The 24126-nt window shown below is 54.2% G+C and carries 20 protein-coding genes, 2 tRNA genes and 1 other RNA gene; 13 read left to right on the top strand and 10 right to left on the bottom strand.

The features are described 5' to 3' along the window. The first annotated feature begins 25 nt into the window (after window positions 1-25). The 5 genes from orn to def all read left to right on the top strand — a co-directional run bounded on the left by orn (window position 26) and on the right by def (window position 3910). A complete protein-coding gene (gene orn, locus AC1Z3F_RS04865; protein WP_483566702.1) occupies window positions 26-640 on the top strand; it encodes an oligoribonuclease in 615 nt (204 codons plus the stop codon). 156 nt (window positions 641-796) lie between these two features. Beyond that, a tRNA-His gene (locus AC1Z3F_RS04860) sits at window positions 797-872 on the top strand. A gap of 346 nt (window positions 873-1218) precedes the next feature. After that, a tRNA-His gene (locus tag AC1Z3F_RS04855) sits at window positions 1219-1294 on the top strand. Window positions 1295-2164: 870 nt separating this feature from the next. After that, window positions 2165-3313 (top strand): acyl-CoA dehydrogenase family protein, encoded by a 1149-nt coding sequence (locus AC1Z3F_RS04850; protein ID WP_262197821.1) that lies wholly within the window; start codon window positions 2165-2167, stop codon window positions 3311-3313. A 24-nt stretch (window positions 3314-3337) separates the two neighbouring features. Then, complete coding sequence (gene def, locus AC1Z3F_RS04845) at window positions 3338-3910, top strand: peptide deformylase (protein ID WP_131088129.1); 573 nt, start codon at window positions 3338-3340, stop codon at window positions 3908-3910. Window positions 3911-3922: 12 nt separating this feature from the next. Here def and AC1Z3F_RS04840 read toward each other — a convergent pair whose 3' ends face one another. From AC1Z3F_RS04840 to rnpB, 3 genes are all read right to left on the bottom strand, one after another. Beyond that, entirely contained in the window at window positions 3923-4969 is a 1047-nt protein-coding gene (locus AC1Z3F_RS04840; RefSeq protein WP_483566701.1) for a winged helix DNA-binding domain-containing protein, read from the bottom strand. Between the two features lie 129 nt (window positions 4970-5098). Next, window positions 5099-6556 (bottom strand): glyceraldehyde-3-phosphate dehydrogenase, encoded by a 1458-nt coding sequence (locus AC1Z3F_RS04835; RefSeq protein ID WP_131088127.1) that lies wholly within the window; start codon window positions 6554-6556, stop codon window positions 5099-5101. A gap of 203 nt (window positions 6557-6759) precedes the next feature. Then, window positions 6760-7114, bottom strand: an RNA gene (rnpB, locus tag AC1Z3F_RS04830) — RNase P RNA component class A. Between the two features lie 161 nt (window positions 7115-7275). On the opposite strand from rnpB, the gene AC1Z3F_RS04825 reads away from it, so the two are divergent. Then, a complete protein-coding gene (locus tag AC1Z3F_RS04825) occupies window positions 7276-8082 on the top strand; it encodes a YaaA family protein (RefSeq protein ID WP_483566700.1) in 807 nt (268 codons plus the stop codon). Window positions 8083-8234: 152 nt separating this feature from the next. After that, window positions 8235-10499, top strand: coding sequence for an exo-alpha-sialidase (locus tag AC1Z3F_RS04820; RefSeq protein ID WP_483566699.1), 2265 nt, complete (start codon window positions 8235-8237; stop codon window positions 10497-10499). 128 nt (window positions 10500-10627) lie between these two features. On the opposite strand, the gene AC1Z3F_RS04815 is transcribed toward AC1Z3F_RS04820, so the two are convergent. Together AC1Z3F_RS04815 and AC1Z3F_RS04810 are read right to left on the bottom strand one after the other, a co-directional pair. Then, window positions 10628-11026, bottom strand: coding sequence for a VOC family protein (locus AC1Z3F_RS04815; RefSeq protein ID WP_483566698.1), 399 nt, complete (start codon window positions 11024-11026; stop codon window positions 10628-10630). 12 nt (window positions 11027-11038) lie between these two features. After that, the gene (locus AC1Z3F_RS04810; RefSeq protein WP_444613333.1) at window positions 11039-11989 is read right to left on the bottom strand and encodes a Nif3-like dinuclear metal center hexameric protein; all 951 of its coding nucleotides are present in this window, start codon (window positions 11987-11989) and stop codon (window positions 11039-11041) included. A gap of 132 nt (window positions 11990-12121) precedes the next feature. Here AC1Z3F_RS04810 and msrA point away from each other — a divergent pair, with 132 nt between their 5' ends. The 3 genes from msrA (at window position 12122) to epsC (ending at window position 14438) form a co-directional block, all read left to right on the top strand. Beyond that, the gene (msrA, locus tag AC1Z3F_RS04805; RefSeq protein WP_262199733.1) at window positions 12122-12649 is read left to right on the top strand and encodes a peptide-methionine (S)-S-oxide reductase MsrA; all 528 of its coding nucleotides are present in this window, start codon (window positions 12122-12124) and stop codon (window positions 12647-12649) included. Window positions 12650-12776: 127 nt separating this feature from the next. Next, complete coding sequence (gene cysK, locus AC1Z3F_RS04800) at window positions 12777-13712, top strand: cysteine synthase A (RefSeq protein ID WP_131088121.1); 936 nt, start codon at window positions 12777-12779, stop codon at window positions 13710-13712. Between the two features lie 141 nt (window positions 13713-13853). Continuing rightward, entirely contained in the window at window positions 13854-14438 is a 585-nt protein-coding gene (gene epsC, locus AC1Z3F_RS04795; protein ID WP_444613332.1) for a serine O-acetyltransferase EpsC, read from the top strand. A 71-nt stretch (window positions 14439-14509) separates the two neighbouring features. Here the strand turns inward: epsC and AC1Z3F_RS04790 are convergent, their stop codons facing one another. Further along, window positions 14510-15793, bottom strand: a complete 1284-nt coding sequence (locus AC1Z3F_RS04790) for a dicarboxylate/amino acid:cation symporter (RefSeq protein WP_483566697.1) — start codon at window positions 15791-15793, stop codon at window positions 14510-14512. Window positions 15794-16224: 431 nt separating this feature from the next. On the opposite strand from AC1Z3F_RS04790, the gene AC1Z3F_RS04785 reads away from it, so the two are divergent. Further along, window positions 16225-18492, top strand: a complete 2268-nt coding sequence (locus tag AC1Z3F_RS04785; protein WP_483566696.1) for an ATP-binding cassette domain-containing protein — start codon at window positions 16225-16227, stop codon at window positions 18490-18492. Next, entirely contained in the window at window positions 18489-18998 is a 510-nt protein-coding gene (locus AC1Z3F_RS04780; protein WP_483566695.1) for an N-acetyltransferase family protein, read from the top strand. The genes AC1Z3F_RS04785 and AC1Z3F_RS04780 overlap by 4 nt, the downstream gene beginning before the upstream one ends. A 109-nt stretch (window positions 18999-19107) precedes the next feature. Here AC1Z3F_RS04780 and AC1Z3F_RS04775 read toward each other — a convergent pair whose 3' ends face one another. Together AC1Z3F_RS04775 and AC1Z3F_RS04770 are read right to left on the bottom strand one after the other, a co-directional pair. Further along, window positions 19108-20118, bottom strand: coding sequence for an NADP-dependent oxidoreductase (locus tag AC1Z3F_RS04775; protein ID WP_131088116.1), 1011 nt, complete (start codon window positions 20116-20118; stop codon window positions 19108-19110). A 46-nt stretch (window positions 20119-20164) separates the two neighbouring features. Next, on the bottom strand, window positions 20165-20551 hold the full coding sequence (locus AC1Z3F_RS04770) for a DUF1304 domain-containing protein (RefSeq protein ID WP_262197828.1): 387 nt from the start codon (window positions 20549-20551) through the stop codon (window positions 20165-20167). 98 nt (window positions 20552-20649) lie between these two features. Between AC1Z3F_RS04770 and AC1Z3F_RS04765 the strand changes: the two genes are divergently transcribed. Then, window positions 20650-21234 carry a TetR/AcrR family transcriptional regulator gene (locus tag AC1Z3F_RS04765; protein WP_131088114.1) on the top strand — a complete coding sequence of 195 codons (585 nt, stop codon included), beginning with the start codon at window positions 20650-20652 and terminating at the stop codon, window positions 21232-21234. Window positions 21235-21336: 102 nt separating this feature from the next. Here the strand turns inward: AC1Z3F_RS04765 and AC1Z3F_RS04760 are convergent, their stop codons facing one another. Beyond that, window positions 21337-22959: a carbohydrate-binding domain-containing protein gene (locus AC1Z3F_RS04760; protein ID WP_131088113.1), complete on the bottom strand. Its 1623-nt coding sequence runs from the start codon at window positions 22957-22959 to the stop codon at window positions 21337-21339. A gap of 67 nt (window positions 22960-23026) precedes the next feature. Continuing rightward, window positions 23027-24124 (bottom strand): bifunctional glycosyltransferase family 2/GtrA family protein, encoded by a 1098-nt coding sequence (locus AC1Z3F_RS04755; protein WP_131088112.1) that lies wholly within the window; start codon window positions 24122-24124, stop codon window positions 23027-23029. Window positions 24125-24126: the final 2 nt, after the last annotated feature.

The following is a 24126-nucleotide window of genomic DNA, read 5'->3' as shown; positions in this document are numbered from 1 at the left end:
CGCGGAGCAAGTGTAGATTGGTTACGTGGCTAGTAACTCAGAAAAAATTGTATGGATCGACTGCGAGATGACCGGACTGGATCTGGTCAACGACGCACTGATCGAAGTAGCGGTACTGATCACCGATTCCGAATTGGAAATCGTTGATGAAGGAATTCAGGTTGTCATCAAGCCTGAAGATGCTGCTTTGGCACAGATGAACGACTTTGTGCGCAACATGCACACCGTCAGTGGCTTGCTCCCAGAGCTGGAACAGGGTTTGAGCATGGACGAAGCCCAGCGCATCGTGGTGGAGTACATCAAGAAGCATGTTCCTGAAGCAAATAAAGCGCTGCTCGGTGGCAACTCGGTAGGGACGGACAAGAACTTCTTGGCTCGGGATATGCCTGAAGTGATTGAGCACCTACACTACCGGATCATTGATGTTTCCACGCTGAAGGAACTGAGCCGTCGCTGGTACCCGAAGGCACACTATGCGGCCCCTGCCAAGACCGGCAACCACCGTGCCCTAGGCGACATTCAAGATTCGATTGATGAGCTTCGGTACTACCGAGAGACCATCATGGTTCCAGCTCCCGGACTAAGCACTGACGAGGCCAAAGCTGTAGCAGCTCAAATCGTTACCAGCGACGACCAGTAGTCGCGCCGGAACCCTTGGGGCGCAGAGTGATGCACTGCATAGCGCCCCTGGGGTTCCCGATTGGCTAATAGGTGAGAAATATGTGTATAGTATTTCTCGTTGCCAGATACGAAATCAGTTTTCAAATGCATTCTGACTAGTAATAAAGCAAACATGGTGGGTATAGCTCAGTTGGTAGAGCGTCTGGTTGTGGTCCAGAAGGTCGCGGGTTCAAACCCCGTTACTCACCCCATATCAAAAGGCTTGATTCGAAACTTAGGTTTCAAATCAAGCCTTTTCTTCGTTCACCCTCTTGCGAGCATCCGGTAATCGGCTGGCGACACCATTGCCCACGCTAGGCTTCCGCTTCTTTTGCGCGCAAGATTTGCCCACAAGGCTCGGATGAATGGCACACTTGCAAAGACGCCCGGTCGGCATTTCGACTCGAAAATGAGCCTCTGGTCACAAACCAACGGCTCACGCTTTCCTGATTAGTATTGAGATTAGTATTGAACGGCAAACTACGTGTATAGTATTTCTCGTTGCCCGATACTTAGTCACCAGCTCTAGAGCGTCTGACTAGTATTGAAGTGAACATGGTGGGTATAGCTCAGTTGGTAGAGCGTCTGGTTGTGGTCCAGAAGGTCGCGGGTTCAAACCCCGTTACTCACCCCATATCAAAAGACTCGATTCAGAACTTAGGTTCCGAATCGAGTCTTTTGCATTCTCAGTCCTATTGACGCAGCTCTGGTCCGCGTACTTACATCCATTCAGGGTTCAACAAACGCAACCCAAGAACCGCAGATGCGCAGTTTGCCTCACTTTGAATCAAAAGCAGTGGGCACTGACGCGGAACCTACGGCGAGCGCGTTCCTGATCACCCAGACCGCTCAATGCGGCGCACAAACCGTTGCTCGGTCCCCCACTCAACATGCTTTCGACAATGGGCACAGTATGTAACGTGAATGATTTGACGCCCGTACCTTTCGGAGCAATACCAGTTGGATGCACAGGTCCACGTGGTGCAGAGGAGATTTAGTCCAACCAACTAGCATCGAGGCCTCGCATTACCCTTAGGCCCGTTCAACGCTTGTCTACTCATGCGCATCGAAATACGGATCACCTGACTCGCGCACAATTGGTCGTTACCAGGGGCACCCCATAGAACAGCTGAACTAACCTACTCAGGCCCCTACGTTGCATCAACCGACCGACTCAGGAGGTTTTACCGCAGCTTCGGACTTCCGCACTTTGCGCTGAGTCTGGCTGGGGTTCGGCGAGCGCATGACGTTCCGCTCCAACACTTGTTGCCTTCTTGTCACATTTCAGCAAATTCAACACCATATTCGAAACTATGTTCGAATCTGTTGATTTTTGGGGTCTATCCCCCTGTTTTTCGAGACTTCTAGCGTTATTTTGCGACTTGATGCAAAGTTTTACAGCTCAAATAGGCGCGAGTTGGCTCGACCACCCATAATGGATGTTGTACTTTGGCAGGCCTCTGTGCTTTTGCCTGCGTCCAATCCACCGAAAGGTACTCCCCCTGTGAAACGCGCACTTCTTGAAGAGGACCACGAGCAGTTCCGTGAATTGGCAACGGAGTTCAATACTCGTGAAGTCTCCGGAAAATACGCCCAGTGGGAGAAGGACCACCAGATTCCACGTGAGGTTTGGCAGTCAGCCGGTGAGAACGGCTTGCTTGGGCTTGCTGTTCCTGAAGAGTTTGGCGGAATGGGAATCGATGACTACCGATTCCGTGTCGTTCTTGATGAAGAGTTCGTCCGTGCCGGGCACCTAGCCCTTGCCTTGGCCTTCCATCTGCACGATGATCTGGTTCTGCCGTACTTGATCAATTACGGTACCGATGAACTGAAGGCCAAGTGGCTTCCTCGCATGGTGGATGGTTCTACGATCACTTCTTGCGCCTTCACTGAGCCCGGAGCTGGTTCGGACCTACGCGCTGTGCGCACCAAGGCCGTACGTGATGGTGAGAGTTGGCTGCTCAGCGGTCAGAAGACCTTTATTGGTAATGGTGCATTCGGAGATGCCGCTTTAGTGCTTGCCCGTACTGACGGTGAAAGCGGTCGCGCCACGGCGCAGTCGTTCTCGTTGTTCATGGTTGAGCGTTCCGAGGGCTACAGCAACGGCACTCCCTTCGACAAGATGGGACTGCGTGCCTCTGACACCGCGGAGCTGTTCTTCGATGAGGTCAAGGTTTCTGATGCTGATCGCATTGGTGAGATCGGGCAGGGACTAACCTACGTCAAGGAACAGTTGCCTCAGGCACGCTTGGCTATTGCGGTAGCAGCATCTGCCATCGCCAGCGCATCATTTGAGCAAGCACTGGAGCACGCCTCCAATCGTTCAACCTTCGGGCAGGCCCTCACCGAGTACCAGAACACCCGCTTTGAACTGGCTAACCTGAAAACTGAGGCGCATGTCACCCAGACCTTTGTTGATCAGGCGGTTGTTGCGTTTAACGAGGGCGAACTTAGTGCTGAGGAAGCTGCCGAAGTGAAGCTTTGGGCTAGTGAGAGCGCGAAAAAGCTTTCGGACAAGGCGTTGCAGATCCATGGTGGTTATGGCTACATCATGGAGTACCCAATTGCTCAATCCTTCACCGCGGCTCGTTTGTTGACCATCTTTGGTGGCACAAGTGAGATCATGCGTGAAACTATTGGACGAGCACTTTAAGCACTTTTGAAAGGACCTGATCACGTGCCAATCCGGCAGATCACAGTTTATGGAGAACCTGTTCTTCATCGTCGCGCAGTAGAAGTCACCGAGTTTGATGATGAGCTACGCCAGCTTGTTGCAGATATGCACGTGACCATGGACGAAGCCCACGGCGTGGGACTGGCTGCTCCGCAGGTTGGTATCGGTCTACGTCTATTCACCTATGTCTACGCAGACCAGGACACCGCTCCTGAGCGTGGTGTCATCATCAACCCGAAGCTAACCCTGTCCAAGGTGTCGCAAGCTCCGGCAGACGTTGATGACGAGTCCGAGGGTTGCTTGTCGGTCCCTGGGCTGAACTACCCGCTCAAGCGTGCGGACTATGCCAAGGTTGAAGGTTTTGATGAGTTCGGAAATCCGATCTCCTTCGAGGCTCACGACTGGTTCGCCCGGGTGATGCAGCACGAATACGATCACCTTGATGGTTTCCTCTACGTAGATAAGCTCCAACCTCGCTGGGATAAGCGTTGGAACAAAGCCAAGAAGTCTTTGGGCTGGGGCGTACCTGGCATTACCTGGTTGCCTGGCACCGACGAGGACCCTTTTGGTCACTAACGCTTTGGCTGCCTAGTTTGCAGTCTTGAAGTCAAGATATCGCTGATGTAGCGCCGCACCGAGTGTATCGGTCGGCGCTACATTTGTATTCCACACTTGCGTGGCTCGCCCTTGTTCAATCCAGAATGCATTAAACATGCCGTTGGTAGCTGGCATGATCGCTTTCTGCATGGGTGCATCGGCGATCAGGTGCCGATCCGCGGTGGACAGGTAGTACTCGTCGAACGGGCCTAACAACCGCTTGGGTAGTTCCACCTCGCCAGAGCTCTCAAGCTCTTGATGCGTGGCAGAGCCGGCAACTACGAGGTAATCCTCACCCCGCTCGTCTTGCCCTACTGCCACAAGCTGATCGGCCACCTCATTGGCCGCCTTGCGCATCGTTGTCAGGGTTTGTCCCGTGTACCAAGCGGCACCACGCAAAGTCGCAGGTGCATGGGAGCCTAGGTAGCGAAGCAGCAATTCGTGCATCGGATCTGTAGGCACACGGTGATCACTGATCCAGCGATCTACCAGCACATAGTCTTGGGCGATCAGTTTGGCCTGCCCAGGAATCGGTCCCAAGCAGATCAGCCCGTTTTGTACCAGCACCAAGAGCACATGAAGTCCGCGCTGATTTTTAGTCTGTATCCCGTGACTCTCTAGCTCGGCAAAGATTGTGGCCCTACTGGCTCTTTGGCAGTCAATGAGCAGGTTGGTCACGATGGTAGAGGCGCGGTCAATGGTTTGCGAATCTATCTGCAAAGCGCGCAAATTAGTCGCAGCTGTTTTCAGGGTACGCTCTCTGGCCGCCTGCACCATCCACTTGGCGTCCTGTGACCTACAGATATGCAGGGTGCCACGCATGGTCCACGAACGAACGAGCTGGCCATCATTGAACAGCTCATTAACCTGTGCTCGGTTCGGTTCGGACGCTACCCGCTGAGCCAAGGCATAACGTCCGGCGGTGAAGTCTTGAGCTTGAATCGCCAACATATGCTCGGCTGCACCCAGCAAGCTTTGTGCAGGCTCACGTAATTTCTGACTGCGCATCCGTGCGGCCAACAACCGCTCTCGTTCCACGTCTTTGCCCTATCTCTCGCACCTAGAGCCGAGCGTAGCAGGAACGGGCTGAGGCTTAAACGACTTTCGGGACCGTACCTCACGCATCATGCGCGAAGTATGGTCCCGAAAAGTCGTACAACTCTAGTTCTAGACGCTGACGGCTTCAGCCTTCACATCTGGAACAGCTACCGGGTGGGTGCCAGCGATCGATTCGATCACGCGCACTACCTGGCAGGAGTAACCGAACTCGTTGTCGTACCAAACGTAGACAACAGCGTTTTTGCCCGAAACGATGGTGGCCAGGCCATCAACGATGCCGGCACGACGTGAGCCAACAAAGTCGGTGGAAACCACTTCTGGGGAATCGATGTAGTCGATCTGCTTGTGCAGGTTCGAGGTCAGCGAAGTTTCACGCAGGTAAGCGTTCAACTCTTCCTTGCTGGTTTCGTTCTCCAGGGTCAGGTTCAAGATGGCCATGGAGACATCTGGGGTTGGTACGCGAATTGCGTTACCGGTCAGCTTGCCTTCGAACTCTGGCAGTGCCTTAGCAACAGCCTTGGCTGCACCGGTCTCGGTGATCACCATGTTCAGTGCAGCTGCGCGTCCGCGACGTTCGCCCTTGTGGAAATTGTCGATCAGGTTCTGGTCGTTGGTGAACGAGTGAACGGTCTCAACGTGTCCGTGGTTAACGCCGAACTTGTCGTTCAGCGCCTTGAGCACTGGGGTGATGGCGTTGGTGGTGCACGATGCTGCGGTGACAATTTTGTCTTCTGCAGTAATCCACGAATCGTTGATGCCGTGAACGATGTTCTTCAAGTCGCCCTTACCTGGAGCGGTAAGTAGAACGCGAGCAACACCCTTAGCTTCAAGGTGCTGGGACAGGCCAGCTTCATCGCGCCAGCGTCCGGTGTTGTCGACAACAATCGCGTTGTTGATTCCGTATTCGGTGTAATCAACGGTTGCTGGATCATTCGAGTAGATGACCTTGATCAGTGTTCCATTAGCGAGGATGGTGTTGTTTTCCTCGTCGACGGTGATCGAACCTTCAAAGCGGCCATGCACCGAGTCGCGGCGAAGCAATGACGCGCGCTTAACGATGTCATCATCCGACCCCTTGCGCACAACGATTGCCCGCAGACGCAAGCCGTAACCGCCACGCTCAATCAGGATACGAGCGAGCAAGCGACCAATGCGACCAAAACCGTAGAGCACTACGTCCTTTGGTTCTGCGTCAGTAGCGCCGGCCTTGCCGACCTTTTCGCCCAGTTCGTTGCTGATAAATGAGTTCAGGTCAACGGAGCCAGATTCTTTGAACTTCTTGTTCAAGCGGCCAAGGTCAACGGCGACCGAGCCAACATTGAGTGTCTCGATTTCATCGAGAATTGCTTTGGTTGCCTTCAGGCTTAGCTCTTCGCCATCGATGCGGCGCACAACGCGGTGTGCTTTGATGATGTCGATTGAGGACTGATTGATCAGCTTGCGGCCATATACGGAGGGCACCACATTGTTCTTGCGGTACAAACGTCCGATCAGTGGAATCATGGCCTCGGCGAGCTCTTCGCGCCCGCTCCATTCTTGCTGGGCGACGACAGACTGCTGGGTCAAAGGAAAATCCTTCCAATTCAGCCGACTTGCAGATCCATAAAGTCGGTTGGCACCGTGGGAAGCACCATTGCTTTTGCGGTGGTACGAGGTCACAGGATCATCCTCGTAAGTACTAAGTACATTTTCCATTCTAAACTGCGCAGAAATTTTCCGGGCACCAAGATCTGTGAATCATCTCACTTGAGAAGTGAGGAAAAATATGGTGAATGGGATGGCCGATACGCCGGGTTTTGTCGCGCCGAAGCGGGACGGTCATCTATCTACGACTGCCGTTGCCGACAGCCTCTAGCGGTCCACCCGACTGCATGGGGCGAACAGCCCTCATAACGCAGTCTGTCTGACCTTGCTCCGAGTGGGGTTTACCAAGCCATCCCGGTCACCCGGGACGCTGGTGGTCTCTTACACCACCGTTTCACCCTTACCAGGAAACCTGGCGGTCTATTTTCTGTGGCACTAGCCTGCGGGTTACCCCGAGTGGGCGTTACCCACCACCCTGTTCTGTGGAGCCCGGACGTTCCTCGGGACAATTGCTTGCCACGCGACCGTCTGGCCATCCCATTCGTTAACCATTCTAGCCCCGGGACTTTGCCTGCCGTAACGCTCTGAGCGAGGTGTCCGACACGGAGATTCTCCAAAAATACCTAACCACGAACGATTTGATACGCACTGGATGCACGCGTAGCTCAAAGCATCAGCAAGTCTTCACCGACAAAGGTTGAGTGTTGAATTCCGATAGGCTGGAAGGCGTGCTTATTTTGTTGCCGCCTTCTGAAGGCAAGACAGCCCATACTCAAGGTGCTCCGTTTGAATTGGAAACACTCTCGTTTCCGGAACTAAATGATGATCGTCACCAAGTCATCGATTCTCTTGCGCAAGTTTCTGCTCGCGAAGACGCCATGGAAGTCTTAGGCGTTGGAGCTTCACTAGCTAACGAAGTAGCTCGCAATATCTCACTGCACACTGAACCGGCAGCCAGGGCACACGATATTTATTCAGGTGTGCTTTTTGAGGCTTTGAACTACGCGTCGTTGGATAAGCCAGCAAAGCTGCGGGCAGATCAAAGCATTCTGGTCATTTCTGCGTTGTGGGGCGCCGTGAGATTTGATGACCGGATCCCACCGTACCGACTTTCTATGTCCACCAAGCTTGAACCACTGGGCAGGCTCGGGAGCTGGTGGAAGAAACGATTAACTCCAGTATTGGACGAGATGGCCGGGAACCAGCTCATCATCGACGCACGCTCAAGTACCTACACGGCAGCCTACAAGCCAAGCAACGGAAATAGCGTGGCCGTCAATGTTTTTCAGTTACGCAACGGTGTTCCGAAGGTCGTATCGCACTTCGCCAAACACACTCGCGGCGAAGTTGCCCGGTTCTTGGTTCAGCAAGAAGTCGAGCCCAAGACGGCGACGGAATTGCTTGAACTGATTCAATCTAAGTGGGAGGCCACCCTGGTGGACGACAAAAAGGGTCAAGCACTAAATATTCTGCTCCCCGAAGACCATCAGTTCACCACCACAAAGTAGTAAGAATCAGCCTCTCGTCTTGGCGCACACGACAAAAGAACAAACTTTCCCTCTTCCGCTTGTGATTCAATTCACATAGGCTTCACGTATGACGTCCTACGTCATACGTCCTTCCAATTTTCAGGAACCATACCCCTGCGAGGAACCAGCCCATGCGAAGCCATTTTCGATACGAGCACCGTAGAATCCTGACCGCTGCACTGGCAGTCAGCCTGACCATTCCCCTTTTCAGCGCAAACGGGGCCCTAGCGGCCACCACATTAGAGGAAGCGGACCCTGCGGTGCCGCCGGGAACCTTCAAAGAAATAAATCTCGGAACCGACCGCACCGAAAACAACTTCTTCTATCGCATCCCCGCTCTCGCTCACTTGGGCGACGGGGTAGTTCTCGCCGCGTGGGACGGCCGTCCGGGAAACGCCTCAGATGCACCGAACCCCAATAGCATCGTGCAGCGCAAAAGCACCGATAACGGTGCAACGTGGGGGCCAGTAACCACTGTCGCAGCCGGCTTCACCGGCTCCCCCGAACAAGGAAAGCACGGCTATTCTGACCCCAGTTATGTGGTGGATGACGAAAGCGGAAAGACCTTCGCCTTCTTTGTCTACTCCAAGGATCGAGGCTTCGTAGGGAGCATTTGGGGCCATGACGATGCCAACCGGCAAGTGCTCAGCGCAGCTGTTGTCGAATCCACCGATGACGGAGCCACGTGGAGCAAGCCTCGACTGATTACCGATGTCGTCAAACCAGGAGACAGCGCGGTCCCCGGCGCTGTACGTTCGACCTTCGCCACGTCCGGTCAAGGCATCCAGATAACCCGCGGCCAATACGCGGGGCGACTCGTTCAGCAATACGCCGGAGATGTCATGCAGGCCGATGGCACCCGAGCGATTCAAGCCTTCTCGGTGTATTCCGATGACCACGGAGCGACGTGGAAACATGGAGAATTCACCGGACAGGCCATGGACGAGAACAAAGTGGTTGAACTTTCCGACGGGCGGCTTATGCTCAATTCCCGTGACAACGCCGGCGGTGGCTATCGAAAGGTAGCTATTTCTAATGATGGTGGCCACAGCTACTCGGAGGTCACCCAGGATAGGAACCTCCCCGATCCCACAAATAACGCACACATCACCCAAATGTTCCCGGATGCGCAAGCCAACAGTGCGCAGGCCAAAAAGTTGCTGTATACCGGAGCCAATTCACAAACTTCGCGCTCCAACGTTTCAGCTCGAGTTTCTTGCGATGACGGAAAAACGTGGCCAGGGTTGCGCACCATTCGTCGTGGTTTCTCCGCGTACTCGGTAGCCGATGTCTTGGATAATGGAAAATTTGGCGTGTTCTACGAAGCTAACTACACCGACGACATGCAGCTTGCCACATTCGATGAAGAATGGTTGAACTACGTCTGTGCTCCGATGCAGGCAGAAACGTTCACCGCCAGCTCAGGATCCACTCTTGACGTTCCAGTGAGCATCACGAACCAGGAAGACGAGGAGCTCTCGGGCGCCATCGCGGTGGGCGCCTCAACGCAATTCAGCGCCACAGCAAAATCGGTCACCAATCTTGCCGCAGGCGCCAGCACCACCATCAACCTTCCAGTCACTGTCGCGTCCACCGCGCTTGGAAACCAGAGTCTACCGTTGCAGTTCACGAGTAGTACTGGAAAAACTTCGCAGGTATCTGTGTCCGCTCAGATCACCGGCGAAGAAACCACTGGACTTAACATTTCGGGTCAACGCACCGATATGAGTCGAGACTTGGCCGTGGACCCATATGCGGTCGGTGAAAAAGTTCCGTACAGCTTCCGTGTGAATAGCATTGGAAACATCGCTCAATGGGTCGTACCAACTGCGGGTAACTTCTCACCGTTTGCCGCCAGGCCAATTGGACAGCCCAGCCCGGCGGGCACTTGCCGCTACTCGAACCTGCCCGCGGGTGCTGGCTACACCTGCGCCACTCCACGCCATGAGGTAACCAGCAATGAGCTAGCCAACGGATTCTTTATTCCTCAAACGCACTGGACTTCTGGCCGGGTCGGCAGCAACGCCATCGTGGATGAATACACAATTACGGATCAAGAAGTCGACCTCGTCGATCGCCAACCTAGCTTTACCGTCGAGGCCTCACAGCAAGTTACCGCTGAGCCTGCTTTGAATTCGTCGCCTAAAGCCGGTGACTGGATTAGCTATGAAGTCACGGTTACAAATACCGGAAACGTTCGACTCAGCGCCCTAGAAGGTTCGGGATTCAGCATTAAGGAGCTTGACGCAGGCGAATCGAAGAGCGCAACCATCACACGCCTTCGCACTAGCGCTGATGTCTCAAGCCGAAGCGCACAGGAAAAATCAAAAATTGCTACCGCTCGCAACGGCGATATCAAGATCCAGGCTGAGATTTCTCAATCCATCGCCCCGTAGGTTGAAAGTGCAAAACCTGACAATGCACTGAAGCAAAAGAAGACTGCCATGGGCAAGACTTGGGGATTACTATTCCCGAATCCCACCCATGGCAGTCTTCTTTGTTGGTTGAACTTTTGTTGGTTGAACTAACTGCCACCTTGCCCATCAGCGGCGACGAGTTCAATTTCAAAGCCCTCGCCATTTTCCAGATACGCAGCGTAGTGCTGTTCTCCACCAACGTGTGGATGCTGATCCGAGAACATCAAGGTAAATCCGTGGTCACTAGCCTCGCGTGAAATTTGCTCAACTAGTTCTTTGGACTCAACAGTAAAAGCCAAGTGGTTCAATCCTGGATTCAAGCGTTCGTGGCGTCCATGGCGCACATCAGACCCGGACTCAAGAACGATATAAAAGTTTGAATGGGCGTAGCTGATCCCATTACTCCACTCAGAATCAATCCGGTAACCCAGACGCGTCAGCAACCATCCCAACGTTGCTTTACTGGCTGATAAGTCATCAACCCAGATTTCCAAATGATGCAGCATGCGGTTCCCTGCCTATGGGGTCAGGACAAAGTCCCAAGGATCCGAATTAATTTGCGATATTTCAATCTCTACCGAATGTCCCAGATCGTTGAGCACATTCTGCAAAGCGCGAGCGCCGGCTGAAAGCCAGACCCACTCGGAGGCAAAATGGGAAACATCAATCAAGTAAGGGAAGCCACCGTTGGCTGCTTCGCGTGCTTCACTGGCCGGGTGATGGCGTAGATCTGCGGTGACGTAGACATCGGCTTGGTGTGAGCGCACCGCATCAAATAACGAGTCACCGGCCCCACCGCATAGGGCGACCTTGCGGATGATCCCGGTGCGGTCACCTGCAACGCGTACGCCACCGGCCACGGCAGGTAGCACGGTGTAAACGCGTTCAGCAAAATCTTCAAGCTTCATTGGCTTGTCCAGGAAGCCGACTCGGCCTAGTCCTTCTTCTGGCAATCCGTCCTTGGAATGCACCAGAGGCACACAATCCTTGAGGCCAAACGCGTCGGACAGGGCGTCGTTGACTCCCCCAATGGCGTTGTCAGCATTGGTGTGTGCCGTGAGCAAAGCGGTTCCGGTCTCAATGAGCCGGTGAATCGCTTCGCCCTTAAAGCTGGTTCCTGCTACTTGGGTGACACCACGAAGTAACAGTGGATGATGAGTGATGAGCAAGTCAGCTCCACGCGCGATGGCATCTTCGATCACCTCAAGGGTCGGGTCTACAGCCATTACAACCTTGGTGATCTGCTGGGCGCTACGTCCGGTCACTAGACCAACGGCGTCCCAGTCCTCCGCCAAGGATTTTGGCCAAAGCTCTTCTACTGCCTCAAGCACATCGCCCAAAGTAGTTGCAGCCGGTTCCCCATCAACTGGCTGCTTTACTTCTTCGTCGGTCACTGGCTTGAGCGAAGTGGCGTCCGTAACTGACGGCTTCTTATCAGGTTCTTGCGAGTTATTTGCCTTGCTCTGCATGTCACCAACCCTACGCGTTGGGTACATCGATGGAACAGAATGCAACGCCGCATCGTTGTGAACTGTGTGAGTACTCTCAGCCTTCAATCACCGCATCAATTCAGCCCTACAATCGAGCTTCAGGGGGCCAAGCTGACAACCTTCGTGTTGGCAGGTGGCTGCTTCTGGTGCTTGGACGCCATCTACCAGCAAACCCGTGGCGTGCACGCCGTGATCTCCGGATACATCGGTGGGCACACCAGTGACCCGGACTATTATCAGGTCTGCTCCGGAACCACCGGGCACGCTGAAGGTGTTGCAGTCATCTTTGATCCAGAAGTTGTTCCAGCCGAGATCATCTTGGACATGTTCTTCACCGTTCATGATCCAACGTCGCTCAATCGCCAGGGTTATGACGTAGGCACCCAATACCGCTCGGCCATGTTCCCGCTGGATGAAGAGCAGCGGACGCTTTTCGCTGGGGCCATCGCAAAATTTGCGCCTTTATACCCTAATCGGATTGTCACCACAATAGAAGAGTCGAAAGATTTCTATCCTGCGGAGCAAATTCATCAAGATTACTACGCAGCTAACCAAGATGTCGGATATTGCCGAGTGATCATCGACCCGAAGATCGCAAAAGTCAGGAAATATTACGCACAATGGCTAAATGAAGCCTAGCTTGACGGCATGCCTACTAGGGTTAGAAATGAACCTCGAGATGTCCGAGCCATTTAGCCGGTCATCTGCAAGTAACTCGCCGCCAGCAATCGCGGCCGCAATGAGTCACGTAAGGACTGCATAAAACATGGGCAAGATTTACAACAACGTCACCGAAGTTATCGGCCGCACCCCATTGGTAAAGCTGAACCGACTTGACGAAGGCCTAGCCGGCAACGTCGCTGTGAAGCTGGAATTCTACAACCCAGCAAACTCCGTCAAGGACCGCATCGGTGTAGCAATCGTCGACGCTGCAGAAAAGTCGGGCGCGCTGAAGCCAGGTGGCACCATTGTTGAAGGTACCTCGGGTAACACCGGTATCGCTCTGGCCATGGTCGGCGCAGCACGTGGTTACAAGGTCATCCTGACCATGCCTGAAACCATGTCCACCGAGCGCCGCGTTATGCTGCGCGCTTACGGTGCTGAAATCGTACTGACCCCAGGTGCCGATGGCATGCGCGGTGCAGTAGAAAAGGCTAAGGAAATCGTTGCGACTTCTGAGAACGCCGTCTGGGCTCAGCAGTTCGCTAACTCCGCTAACCCTCAGATTCACGCGGACACCACCGGCCCAGAAATCTGGGATGACACCGAGGGCCAGGTAGACATCCTTGTTGCTGGTATCGGTACCGGTGGCACCATCACCGGTGCAGGTCGCTTCCTGAAGGAAAAGAACCCAAACCTGAAGATCGTTGCTGTTGAACCAAAGGATTCGCCGATCCTCAACGGTGGCAAGCCAGGCCCACACAAGATTCAGGGCCTTGGTGCTAACTTCATCCCTGAGGTTCTGGACACTGAACTGTACGACGAAGTTCTGGATGCCAGCATCGAAGATTCGGTTGCTACCGCACGCGCATTGGGCGTCAAGGAAGGTATCCTCGGCGGTATCTCCGCTGGTGCAGCCGTTTGGGGTGCACTGCAGATCGCTGCTCGCGAAGAAAACGCTGGCAAGCGCATCGTGACTATCATCCCTGACTTCGGTGAGCGTTACATCTCCACCCTGCTCTTTGATGACATCCGCGGCTAAATCAGTTTCGGAAAGTTAGAATAAATCGGCGCGAGCCACCGTTGGTCTAATAGAGACCTTAATCGGTGCAGCTCGCGCCGATTTGCTGTGTGTCGTCTTCGGATTCCTGCACAGCGAACTGCAACCCCTAAGGTAGTATTCATGAGTTTTTTCTCCCGCCTGCGTGAAGACCTAGCCACAGCTCGACAGCACGATCCTGCGGCACGCAGCGATACCGAAAACTTTTTCGTGTATTCCGGGTTGCACGCTATTTGGCTACACCGCGCAGCTCACAAGTTGTGGCAGAACCCTTCCACCAAGGGAGCCGCACGACTGATCTCGCAGGCTGCACGTGCGCTGACCGGCATTGAGATTCACCCTGGCGCCACCATCGGCCGTCGCTTCTTCATCGACCACGGCATGGGCATCGTCATTGGTGAAACTGCTGAAATCGGCGAGGACGTCATGCTGTACCACGGTGTAACTCTGGGCGGTCGTTCCCTAGCTAAGGTCAAGCGTCACCCAACCATTGGTGATCGTGTGGTCATTGGCGCCGGAGCCAAGGTCCTCGGTCCGATCATCATCGGAGCCGATTCCGCCATCGGTGCTAACGCTGTAGTGGTCAAGAATGCACCAGAAGGCTCGATCGTTACCGGCATTCCTGCACAGAATCGCCCACGTACCCCAGAAGAGCGCAAGCCTGCTGTTGACCCAGCTGAGTACATCGATCCTGCGATGTGGATCTAGCTGCACGTAGTTCTTAAACTGATCGGGTCCGCACCATTTGGTGCGGACCCGATCAGTTTAAGTAAGAACGCTTACTCAGCGACTTGATGAGTTTCGGTGCGGCTGCCGTCAGCCAGCTCAACGATCTCATCGTCCTGGCTTTGCGGTGCGGTGCCCAGCTTGCCGTTGGTCAGTTTCTGCATGATCATCGCCATGGCTCCGTCACCGGTCACGTTGGTCGCTGTGCCGAAGCTATCAAGTGCGATGTAAGCGGCGAACATGAGGCCAACTTCAACATCACCGAAGCCGAGCATCTGGCCAAGCAGACCAGCTGCTGCTGCGATGGCGCCACCTGGAACACCAGGAGCGGCAATCATCATGACTCCGAGCATCAAGATGAATGGGAGGTAAGCACCGAAGGTGACTTCTCCGCCAGTGAGCAAAAGGACTGCGATCGAGAAGCAGGTAATTTTCACCATTGAACCGGAGAGGTGAATGGTCGCACACAGTGGAACAACAAAGCCGGCCACAGCGTCCGAAACACCATTTTTCTTCGTTGAAGCCAGCGTCACTGGAATCGTGGCTGCCGAGGACGAGGTGCCCAGTGCGGTGAAGTAGGCATCGCGCATACCCCAGAGAGCCTTCAGTGGGTTGCGCTTGTTCATGGCTCCAGCGATCGAGTACTGGGCCAGCAGAACAACGAGGGTCAGTGCGAAGGAAACCACAGCGACCAACAAGAACTTGGTCACCACAGTGATTGCGTTTCCGCTGGCGGAGAGATCCAAGAAGATGCCGAAGATGAAGACCGGCAAGGCAGGGACGACAACACGACGAATGACCATCTCAATGATGGTGCGGAATTCGACAACACCGCGGAAAAGTACCGTGGAGCGGAAAGCAGTCATGCCCAACCCGATGATGAACGCAAGGACCAGTGCAGTCATCACGTCCAAAGCTGGTGGCAGGACGATCTCGGTGGCCGAGTCCCCCGCACTACTAACCAAGGAAACGACGGGCTTAAATCCTGAGCCTTCACCTTCACCGATGGCTTCAAGTCCACCACCGGACAATGACTGGGTAAATAGCCAGCGGCTGACAAAGTACGCAAGTAGCCCTGCAGCCAAAGTTGATCCGTAGGCGAGCAGCGCAGTGATGCCCAACCATTTGCCTGCACCCTTGCCAAGTTCAGCAATAGCTGGCGAAACCAAACCAAAAATAATCAGTGGCACAACGAAGTTCAGGAAGCCCGAGAAGATCGAGTTATAGGTCAGGAATACGCTTCCTAGCCATACCGGCATTACTGGGCCAAGCAAAACGCCTAAGACGATTGCTATGAGCACCCAGCCAAGCAGTGGGATTGATTTCAACAGCTTCATGAAGGTCCTTCATTGGTTCGGGATCATAGCGACGCTTAAACAGCCATCGATGTGTCGCAGCACACGTCTCGACAATGATAGTTGGGCACATGGCAACCCGAAAACATTGTGAATCGCTCAGGGATTCCCACAGTACCGACAAATTTCGAACGTTTAGCTTCGCAGGACAAGTTTTCTTCGAGAAAATTCGAAATCGATCACGCGTACACCAGACGAGTGGAAGATCTGAGAGATCCGCATCGCGGGAAATCCTCTGCTGAATTAAGTGGCGCAACGTGACGACTGACAAGATCGGTTGTGGGTGCTCTCGGCGAGCGCCTGAGCATGTTCGGCCCACCGCTTGAACATGACCCTGACTTAACGTCCCTGATTTGTTGAAGCTTAGAGGAGCCTAGTACCCGATCTGGATACCTCTTAGTAATGTTGGGCCTATGAATGCGCATCCTGCCGATACCCACAATATGATCCGAGTCCGTCAAGCCCGAGAGAACAACCTCAAGGGTATTGATGTCGACATCCCCAAACGACGCATTACGGTTTTCACTGGGGTTTCCGGCTCAGGTAAGTCTTCACTCGTCTTCGGAACGATCGCTGCCGAATCACAGCGATTGATCAATGAATCGTATACCTCTTTTGTTCAGTCGTTCATGCCCTCGATGCCTCGGCCCGACGTTGAGGTTCTAGAGAACTTGTCGGCAGCCATCGTTGTTGATCAGGAGCGCATGGGATCCAATTCCCGCTCAACGGTTGGTACCGCCACCGATGCCTACTCATTGCTTCGTGTTCTTTACTCACGCTACTCAACTCCAAGTGCCGGTGGCGCGGGCGCATATTCTTTCAACCTCGGACAAGGAGCTTGCCCGGCCTGTGAGGGATTTGGTACGGAAGCAAGTATCGACCTTGACGAGTTATTGGATTGGGATAAGACCCTGAACGAGGGCGCCATCAAGGCACCAAACTTTGCTCCTGGCGCGTGGCTCTGGCAAACATTGACTGCAGGCACCGAACCAGATCTTGATATCAAGCTCAAAGATATGCCCAAGGACATGCTTGATCGCATGCTTCATGCCGAAGATGGCAAGGTCAAGCTCAACGGGGCGAACATGAGCTACTCGGGGCTCATCACCCGCATCAAGTCCAACTACATTCTTTCTGGTCGCGAAATCAAGCAAGCGCACATTCGTGAATGGATCGACCGGATCTCAACCACGGCACCGTGCACGGTGTGCGCCGGTTCCCGACTGAGTGAAGCTGCTAGAGCCTCAAAGATGAATTCACTGGGCATCGCCGATATGACGGCCATGCAGGTTTCTGAGCTTTCCGCGGAACTAGACAAACTTCAGATCCCGGACGCCGCTCCCCTGATCAAGAACTTGATTGCGATTCTTGAGTCGATGGTCGAGTTGGGCTTGGGATATCTCTCGCTAGATCGACCCGCTGGAACACTTTCGGGCGGTGAAGCCCAGCGCGTGAAAATGATTCGTCATCTAGGTAGCGCACTCTCGGATGTCACCTACGTCTTTGATGAACCAACCGTGGGGCTACACCCGCACGATATTCAACGCATGAATGGGCTGTTGGCGGATCTGCGAGATAAGGGCAATACCGTACTGGTCGTTGAGCATAAGCCTGAAGTTATCAAGATCGCTGATCACGTGATTGATCTTGGTCCGGGTGCTGGAACGCACGGTGGAACGCTGAGTTACAGCGGAGATGTTTCTGGCCTGTTGGCCAGCGATTCACTGACCGGTCAACATTTTTCTACGCGTGTTCCGCTGAAGCCCGCTACCAGGTCACCGGGTACTCCCCTAGAAGTTCGTGGCGCTTCCACACATAACCTCAAAGACGTGAACGTAGATATCCCTACCGGTGTACTGTGTGCCATCACCGGTGTTGCCGGGTCCGGTAAGTCCACGCTCATTCACTCAACGATTTCCAAGCGTGAAGATGTGGCCGTGGTGGATCAACGAGCGATCCGAGGCTCGCGCCGTTCAAATCCTGCCACCTACACCGGAATCATGGATCCGATTCGAGCCGCCTTTGCCAAGGCCAACTCGGTCAAGCCGGCCTTATTCAGCGCAAATTCCGAAGGAGCCTGCCCAAACTGCAAGGGCGTCGGATTCACCTATACCGATTTGGCCTCGATGGCCGGAGTGGCTCTGCCCTGTGAAGTATGTGAAGGTACGCGCTTTACCGCTGAAGTCTTGAACTACACCTTGGACGGTTTGAATATCGGTGAAGTGTTGGACTTGAGCATGGAGCAAGCCTTAGAACAACTCAAGATCCCTAAAGCCAAAGCCATGCTGACCCGGCTGAACCAAGTAGGACTGGGGTATCTCAAGCTCGGGCAGCGCCTCAGTACGCTCTCGGGCGGTGAGCGCCAGCGCATCAAGCTTGCCATCAACTTAGGCAAGGGTTCTGGCACCTACGTACTGGATGAACCAACCACTGGTCTGCATATGGCCGATGTCCAAAACTTGCTGGGTCTACTCGACGAAATGGTTGACGAAGGAAACACCGTCATTGTCATTGAGCACCATCTAGCGGTAGTTGCCCATGCTGATTGGGTGATTGACCTTGGACCAGGGGCCGGGCATGAGGGCGGTCAGATTGTCTTTGAAGGAACGCCAGCAGAACTTAGTCAATCTGGCACGCTCACCGGAATTCACTTGAATGAATACGTCGGCGGCAGTCAATGAGCTTCACTTTGCGCAAACCCGTAGCTGATGACGCCGTTGAGCTGGCCGCTTTGCATGTTGAATGCTGGAAGCAGACCTACACGGAACTGTTGCCCGAGGGATTTTTTAGCACAGAGCATGCTGAGCATCGTCTCAACCTGTGGCAACGGATTTTAGCTGACCCGAACCCTGCGTTCTCTCTAGCTGTGGCATGCAATGAGCAGGAAGACTTGATTGGTTTCTCGTTTGCTGCACCGTGCACCAAGGACTCGGTCGATGTTCCGGCGGGAATTGACCGGCAACTATACAACTTGTATCTGCTCAACGATCAGCACGGCTCCGGTGCGGGCCAGGCCTTGCTGGATGCTGCACTTGGGGATCAACCGGCCCTCTTATGGGTGGCCGAACAGAATCCTCGGGCGATAGCCTTCTATCAGCGCAACGGATTCGCCTTTGATGGTCAAGTGCTTGATGACCCCACCGCACCGCTGATCACTGATCTGCGCATGGTGCGCTTGCCTGTCTGAGAATGATTCGCTGCGTCATCGCGACAGGTCATCATTAACGCATAACGGGTCCGAGCGGAAAATTTTCCGGTCGGACCCGTTAGTTGTTACCTGCTTAGTGCAAGATCAATTAGATGCGAACAAGCATCTTGCCGGTGTTTGCTCCGGCCATCATGTCCAAGAAGGCCTGAACGGTGTTCTCTACACCGTCAACGATGGTCTCATCGTAGGAAACCTTGCCTTCAGCGAACCACTGGCCCATGCGCTGGGAGAACTCTTCGCCGTAGTTCAGGTAGCTCGACAGGGTGAAGCCCTGAAGCTTCAGGCCACGAGTGATCAGGTTGGCCATGTTCAGTGGGCCTGGGGTTGGCTCGGTGGTGTTGTAGCTTGCGATAGCACCACACAGGGCTGCACGGCCACCGTCATTGAAAGCTGCCAGTGCTGCTTCGAGGTGATCGCCACCAACGTTGTCGAAGAAGACGTCGATGCCCTCAGGGGCAGCAGCGGCTAGCTGTCCACGAACGTCGCCGTCCTTGTAGTTGAAGGCTGCGTCGTAGCCGTACTTGCTGGTGAGCAGTTCGACCTTTTCAGCACTACCTGCGGAACCGATAACGCGCTTAGCTCCCATGAGCTTGGCGATCTGTCCGGCTGCGGTACCAACGGCACCGGCCGCACCGGAGATGAAGACGGTTTCGCCTTCAGCCAAGCCGGCGATTGCGTTCAAACCTACGTAGGCGGTCAGCCCGGTCATGCCCAAGATGTGCAGGCGCAGCGAGCTTGGAACACCTGGAAGGTCAGGGATTTCCTTGAAGCTAGCTGCTGGACCCTGAGCCAAGTCCGACCAGCCGAGCTGGTGAAGAACCAGGGTGTCTACTGGCAGGGAGCTGTCATTTGAAGCGATGACGCGTCCTACTGCACCGCCGGCGATCTGCTCGCCGATTTGGAATGGCTTGACGTAGGAGCGGGTGTCGTTCATGCGTCCGCGCATGTAAGGGTCAACCGAGATGAATTCGTTGCGAACCCGAACTTCGCCGTCCTTCAATTCTGCAAGTTCAACGTGCTCAACGGTGAAGTTTTCGTTCGTTGGCCATCCGGTTGGGCGGCTGGCGAGGTGGATCTGGGTGCTGGTGGTTTCGCTCATTATGTTGAGTACCTTTCCTTTTTCGAATTTTTTCGGGTTTGAAAATTTAGAGTGCTACGCCGATGATCAGTGCGATCACCGTCAGTAATGGGAAGACGCCTTGCTTGATTGCTGCCGAAGCCTTGGATGGGCTGGAAATGATTAGGACCAGTGCGGCCAGCAACATGGAGCCGGTTCCGGTGAAGATCAGGGTCGAGCCGATGGTTGCTTCTCCAGCCATGTGGAAGACGACGCCTGCCAGGGTGGCGATGGCCAGAAACAGGTTGTAGAAGCCTTGGTTGAAGGCCATCTCCTTGGTTGCTTCCGCATCTTCAGGCGTCGAGCCAAAGGTTGCTCGAACTTTGTCAGTGGTCCACCATAGGGACTCCATGAAGAAGATGTACACGTGAAGCAATGCAGCAAGGGTGGCCAGCACGAGTGCGGTGATGATCATGATTAACAGCTCCTGAAAGTTTTAGCAGAACAAGCATTCTGTAACGTCCATTTCAATATATACTGTAATGGTCGTTTCCGAAAGTAGAAAGGTATGTGATGGCAAGAACACTAGCCTTTGACAGTACCGCTGTCATCAAAAAAGCTCGCTCCCTATTCTGGTCTAGGGGCTTTGAAGCAGCGTCCATCCCAGAACTTGAATCAGCCACCGGCCTGAGCAGATCCAGCATCTACAACTCCTTTGGCTCCAAAAGAGGTTTGTTTGACGCAGCCGTGCAGAGCTACCTCGATGAGATTGTTCGCCCGCGCCTAGAACCACTGATATCTGATGACGTTAGCCCGCAAGCACTCACTGAGTACCTTGATGGTTTGATCTCCGTATTTGGTCAGCCCAAGGCGCTGCCAACCAGCAATGGTTGCTTGCTGATCAACACCGCCAATTCACCCCTATCAGCCGACTCCCACGTGTCGCAAGTGGTCCAGGCCTACAGAGAAGAGCTAGAAACTGCGTTTGGTCGCGGGATTAGCGCTGCCCGAAGCGATCTCGACCCAACCGTCCAACAACGATTGGCCTCAACGGTGACAGGTCTTGTTGTTGCCGCTTTTGCGCTGGTGCGAATCGCTCCAGCACAGGCCCGGACCCTGCTTGAAGATGCCAAGACGCTAGTTATCTGCGAGCACTAAGCCAACAGGTTCTTTCCGGAAACGACACTGAACCCCGCTGCCCCAGCTCATGAATGGGACAGCGGAGTTCATTAGTATGACAACCCTTTAGTTTATTTAGTTTTACTGACCGTCTGGGCCTCTGCCCATGCCGCCACCCATGCCGCCCATTCCGGATTCAAACTCCCCGGCGATTGCGGTGATAACCTCGGTTGCGTCGGTGATGCTACCGGTACCTAGACCCGCATCAACATCTACGGTACCTCCGGTGTAGAAGCTGTAGCTATCGCCGTCAACAATCTCGGAGCTGGAGTACACGACATTGGCGGTGGCCTTTGAGGTGACAAAACTAGCGACTACTTTTCCGCTCGAATCAACGATGTGGATAGCGGTTCCTGCTTCAACCGTGGTGCCAAGGGAAGCCTGAACGCCGGACTGCTTGGAAGTATCGCTTAGACCTTCAGCCATGCCGTCACTGCCAGCCGCGATAAGTACACCACCGTCAACCGAAATATCCCCATTAGAGTCGAGTGAGCCATTACCGCCGTTGGTTGGACCGTTGACTACGGTCGTACCACCGGTAACTGAGATGTCGCCATTGGAATCCAACCCGTCACCCTCCGAAGTGACCGTGACCTTGCCACCGGAAATGTTCAGGTGGGCATCCTGCGCGGCATCCATGCCTCCTCCTGCGCCACCTTGCGTTGTAGTCTCGCTGCTACCAGCGGTGGCGTTCACTCCGTCATCGGTAGCGTTCACGTTGACCGTCGCTCCGGCTAGGTTGATGGTCGGCGATTCCAGTCCCTCGTTAGACTTGCTGACCGTCGCGGTTCCACCGCTGAGCGTCAAAATCTGCTCCGCCTTGATTCCGTCGTCTCCTGCGTCAATTTTCAACGTGCCGCCGTACTGGTGTAGCCAGCCGCGATCAGCGTCAGTGTCATTGGTTGACTTGATGCCATCTTCGGCTGCAGTAATCTTCACATCGCCACCGAGTAGGGCTACGTAATCCTTACCCTTAATTCCGTCGTCGCTCGCGGTGACAGTGACGTCACCGGAGGCAAGAACTAGACCATCCTTACTAACGATGCCGTCCTGGTAATTTCCCTTCACGTCCAAGGAACCCTCACCTGCGATAGTTAGGTCAGCCATCGAGTAGATTGCCGCATTGGCAGCATCTTCGGCGGTATCAGCGTAGGTGCTCGCATCGGATACAGAATTGCTGGTGCCCTTTTCTAGATAAAGAAGGGTTTCATTGGATTCATCAACCTGGATTGCGGAACCGGTTGAACTGGTGATGGAGGCATCATCCATGATGACTCGAACAACGTCTTCCTCGCCGGCGGCGACGACAACCTTGCCGTCACTGAGCGAGCCAGACAGGCGGTAAGTACCAGCACCGGTGATGGTGACGGTATCCCCATCTACCGAGACCTTGTCAGCGTCAGTTCCTGAAGCTTTGGTGCCACCATCGGCCAGGTCCACAGTTGTTTCTTTGTCAGCGTCCCACTGCAGATCATCCTCATCAAAGTGCGTGTCTTCCGAAATGTCGGTTGCTGAGGCAGTTGAGGTGTTGCCCGAAGAGCTGCTGCTCTCTGCCACCGTGGATGCGCTACTTGCGTTGCTGGTTGCGTTGATGACATCGGAGACCGTTGTCCCGCCAGAGCCTGTCGCACACCCAACCATGGTCAGCGCCAGCGATAAAGCGGCAACTGAACTCAGTGCCTTGTTTCGAAATGAGCGTTTCATGAGCATTCTCTCTGAATTCATAATAGGATTGTCGGCAATTTATTTTTGCCTATCTGAGGGTATATGACTATCTTTCAATAGTTCCCTGTGGTGACTCTGTATTCACCAAATGCCGCGCTTGTGAATGTTGAAATGGGGATGACTTGCTCGACTTTTTCCGGAACAAGAACCGCTTTTGAACGGAAAAGCTCACCAAGAAGAGCACGATCTCTGTAATGATTTTTCCGAGTAATAACGGAATCCCGGACGAGGAAAGCAATGTGAGCAACTCGTAATTCAGGGCCAGTAGGACAATGGCCAGTAATGCATAACGACTTACTGTTGCGCGCAATGGAAGCGTACGACCTTCGGTAAACACCAGCTGTCGGTTGATCCAAAAGTTCACGGCGGCGCTGCCTAGACGAGCTAGGACCACAGCAGGTAGTAATTGGTGGAACGTCGCGGTGAAGATCAGGAGCAACACCGTGTCCACCGCGAATCCTGCCAATGACGAAGCGGAGAACTTCAAGAGTGGGGCGTAGATTCTTATCGAATCCCTGATGGGCCGGAAGTGTGAGCTTTCGTTGTCGTTCAGGTAAATGGTTTGAATCTTCACCCGCTGGAGCTCTATATTGTTCCGTCGTGCATCCAGCAGCATGTTCAGTTCGTACTCGTAGCGCTCGCCGGGCACCTTGCCTAGCCATGGAAGTATCTCTGCGGGGAATCCGCGTAGCCCGGTTTGGGTGTCGTTGAGCCATGTGCCTGTGGAGAGTGCGAAGAATAACGCGGTGGCCTTATTGCCCAACTTGCTGCGTAGCGGTACCTTGCCGGAGAACTCACGTTCTCCAAGAACAATGCTTTTCTTCTGACCCACTTCCCTGGCCACAGCGTAGATGTCTTCAGCAGCGTGCTGACCATCGCAGTCCGCGGTGACAACATCGTGGCCAGGGAAGTTTTCAGCGATAAAGCTGAATCCTGTCTTGAGTGCGGCCCCTTTACCCAAATTGACCGGGTGTTGAACGAGGATTGCTCCCTGACGCTGGGCATAAGCGAAGATTTCTGCTGACGTAGGTCCGCTGCCGTCATCAACAACGACCAGGACCGTTTCATTGCTCGTCAGCTGCAGGGACTCAATAAGGGTATTGAGCTTTTCATCTGGTTCAAACGCGGGAATCAGGAGAATCATGG

The organism is Glutamicibacter sp. MOO4, assembly GCF_056934395.1.
Note: the sequence above shows the minus strand (reverse complement) of the source record. Positions and strands in the feature narration are given on the sequence as shown.

Coding starts and splice junctions, on each gene's coding strand:
- AC1Z3F_RS04755 (WP_131088112.1), bottom strand. CDS start 24,124: ATGATTCTCCTGATTCCCGCGTTTGAACCAGATGAAAAGCTCAATACC.
- AC1Z3F_RS04790 (WP_483566697.1), bottom strand. CDS start 15,793: ATGAAGCTGTTGAAATCAATCCCACTGCTTGGCTGGGTGCTCATAGCA.
- AC1Z3F_RS04770 (WP_262197828.1), bottom strand. CDS start 20,551: ATGATCATCACCGCACTCGTGCTGGCCACCCTTGCTGCATTGCTTCAC.
- cysK (WP_131088121.1), top strand. CDS start 12,777: ATGGGCAAGATTTACAACAACGTCACCGAAGTTATCGGCCGCACCCCA.
- AC1Z3F_RS04760 (WP_131088113.1), bottom strand. CDS start 22,959: ATGAAACGCTCATTTCGAAACAAGGCACTGAGTTCAGTTGCCGCTTTA.
- AC1Z3F_RS04785 (WP_483566696.1), top strand. CDS start 16,225: ATGAATGCGCATCCTGCCGATACCCACAATATGATCCGAGTCCGTCAA.
- AC1Z3F_RS04815 (WP_483566698.1), bottom strand. CDS start 11,026: ATGCTGCATCATTTGGAAATCTGGGTTGATGACTTATCAGCCAGTAAA.
- AC1Z3F_RS04775 (WP_131088116.1), bottom strand. CDS start 20,118: ATGAGCGAAACCACCAGCACCCAGATCCACCTCGCCAGCCGCCCAACC.
- epsC (WP_444613332.1), top strand. CDS start 13,854: ATGAGTTTTTTCTCCCGCCTGCGTGAAGACCTAGCCACAGCTCGACAG.
- AC1Z3F_RS04780 (WP_483566695.1), top strand. CDS start 18,489: ATGAGCTTCACTTTGCGCAAACCCGTAGCTGATGACGCCGTTGAGCTG.
- AC1Z3F_RS04820 (WP_483566699.1), top strand. CDS start 8,235: ATGCGAAGCCATTTTCGATACGAGCACCGTAGAATCCTGACCGCTGCA.
- AC1Z3F_RS04765 (WP_131088114.1), top strand. CDS start 20,650: ATGGCAAGAACACTAGCCTTTGACAGTACCGCTGTCATCAAAAAAGCT.
- AC1Z3F_RS04810 (WP_444613333.1), bottom strand. CDS start 11,989: ATGCAGAGCAAGGCAAATAACTCGCAAGAACCTGATAAGAAGCCGTCA.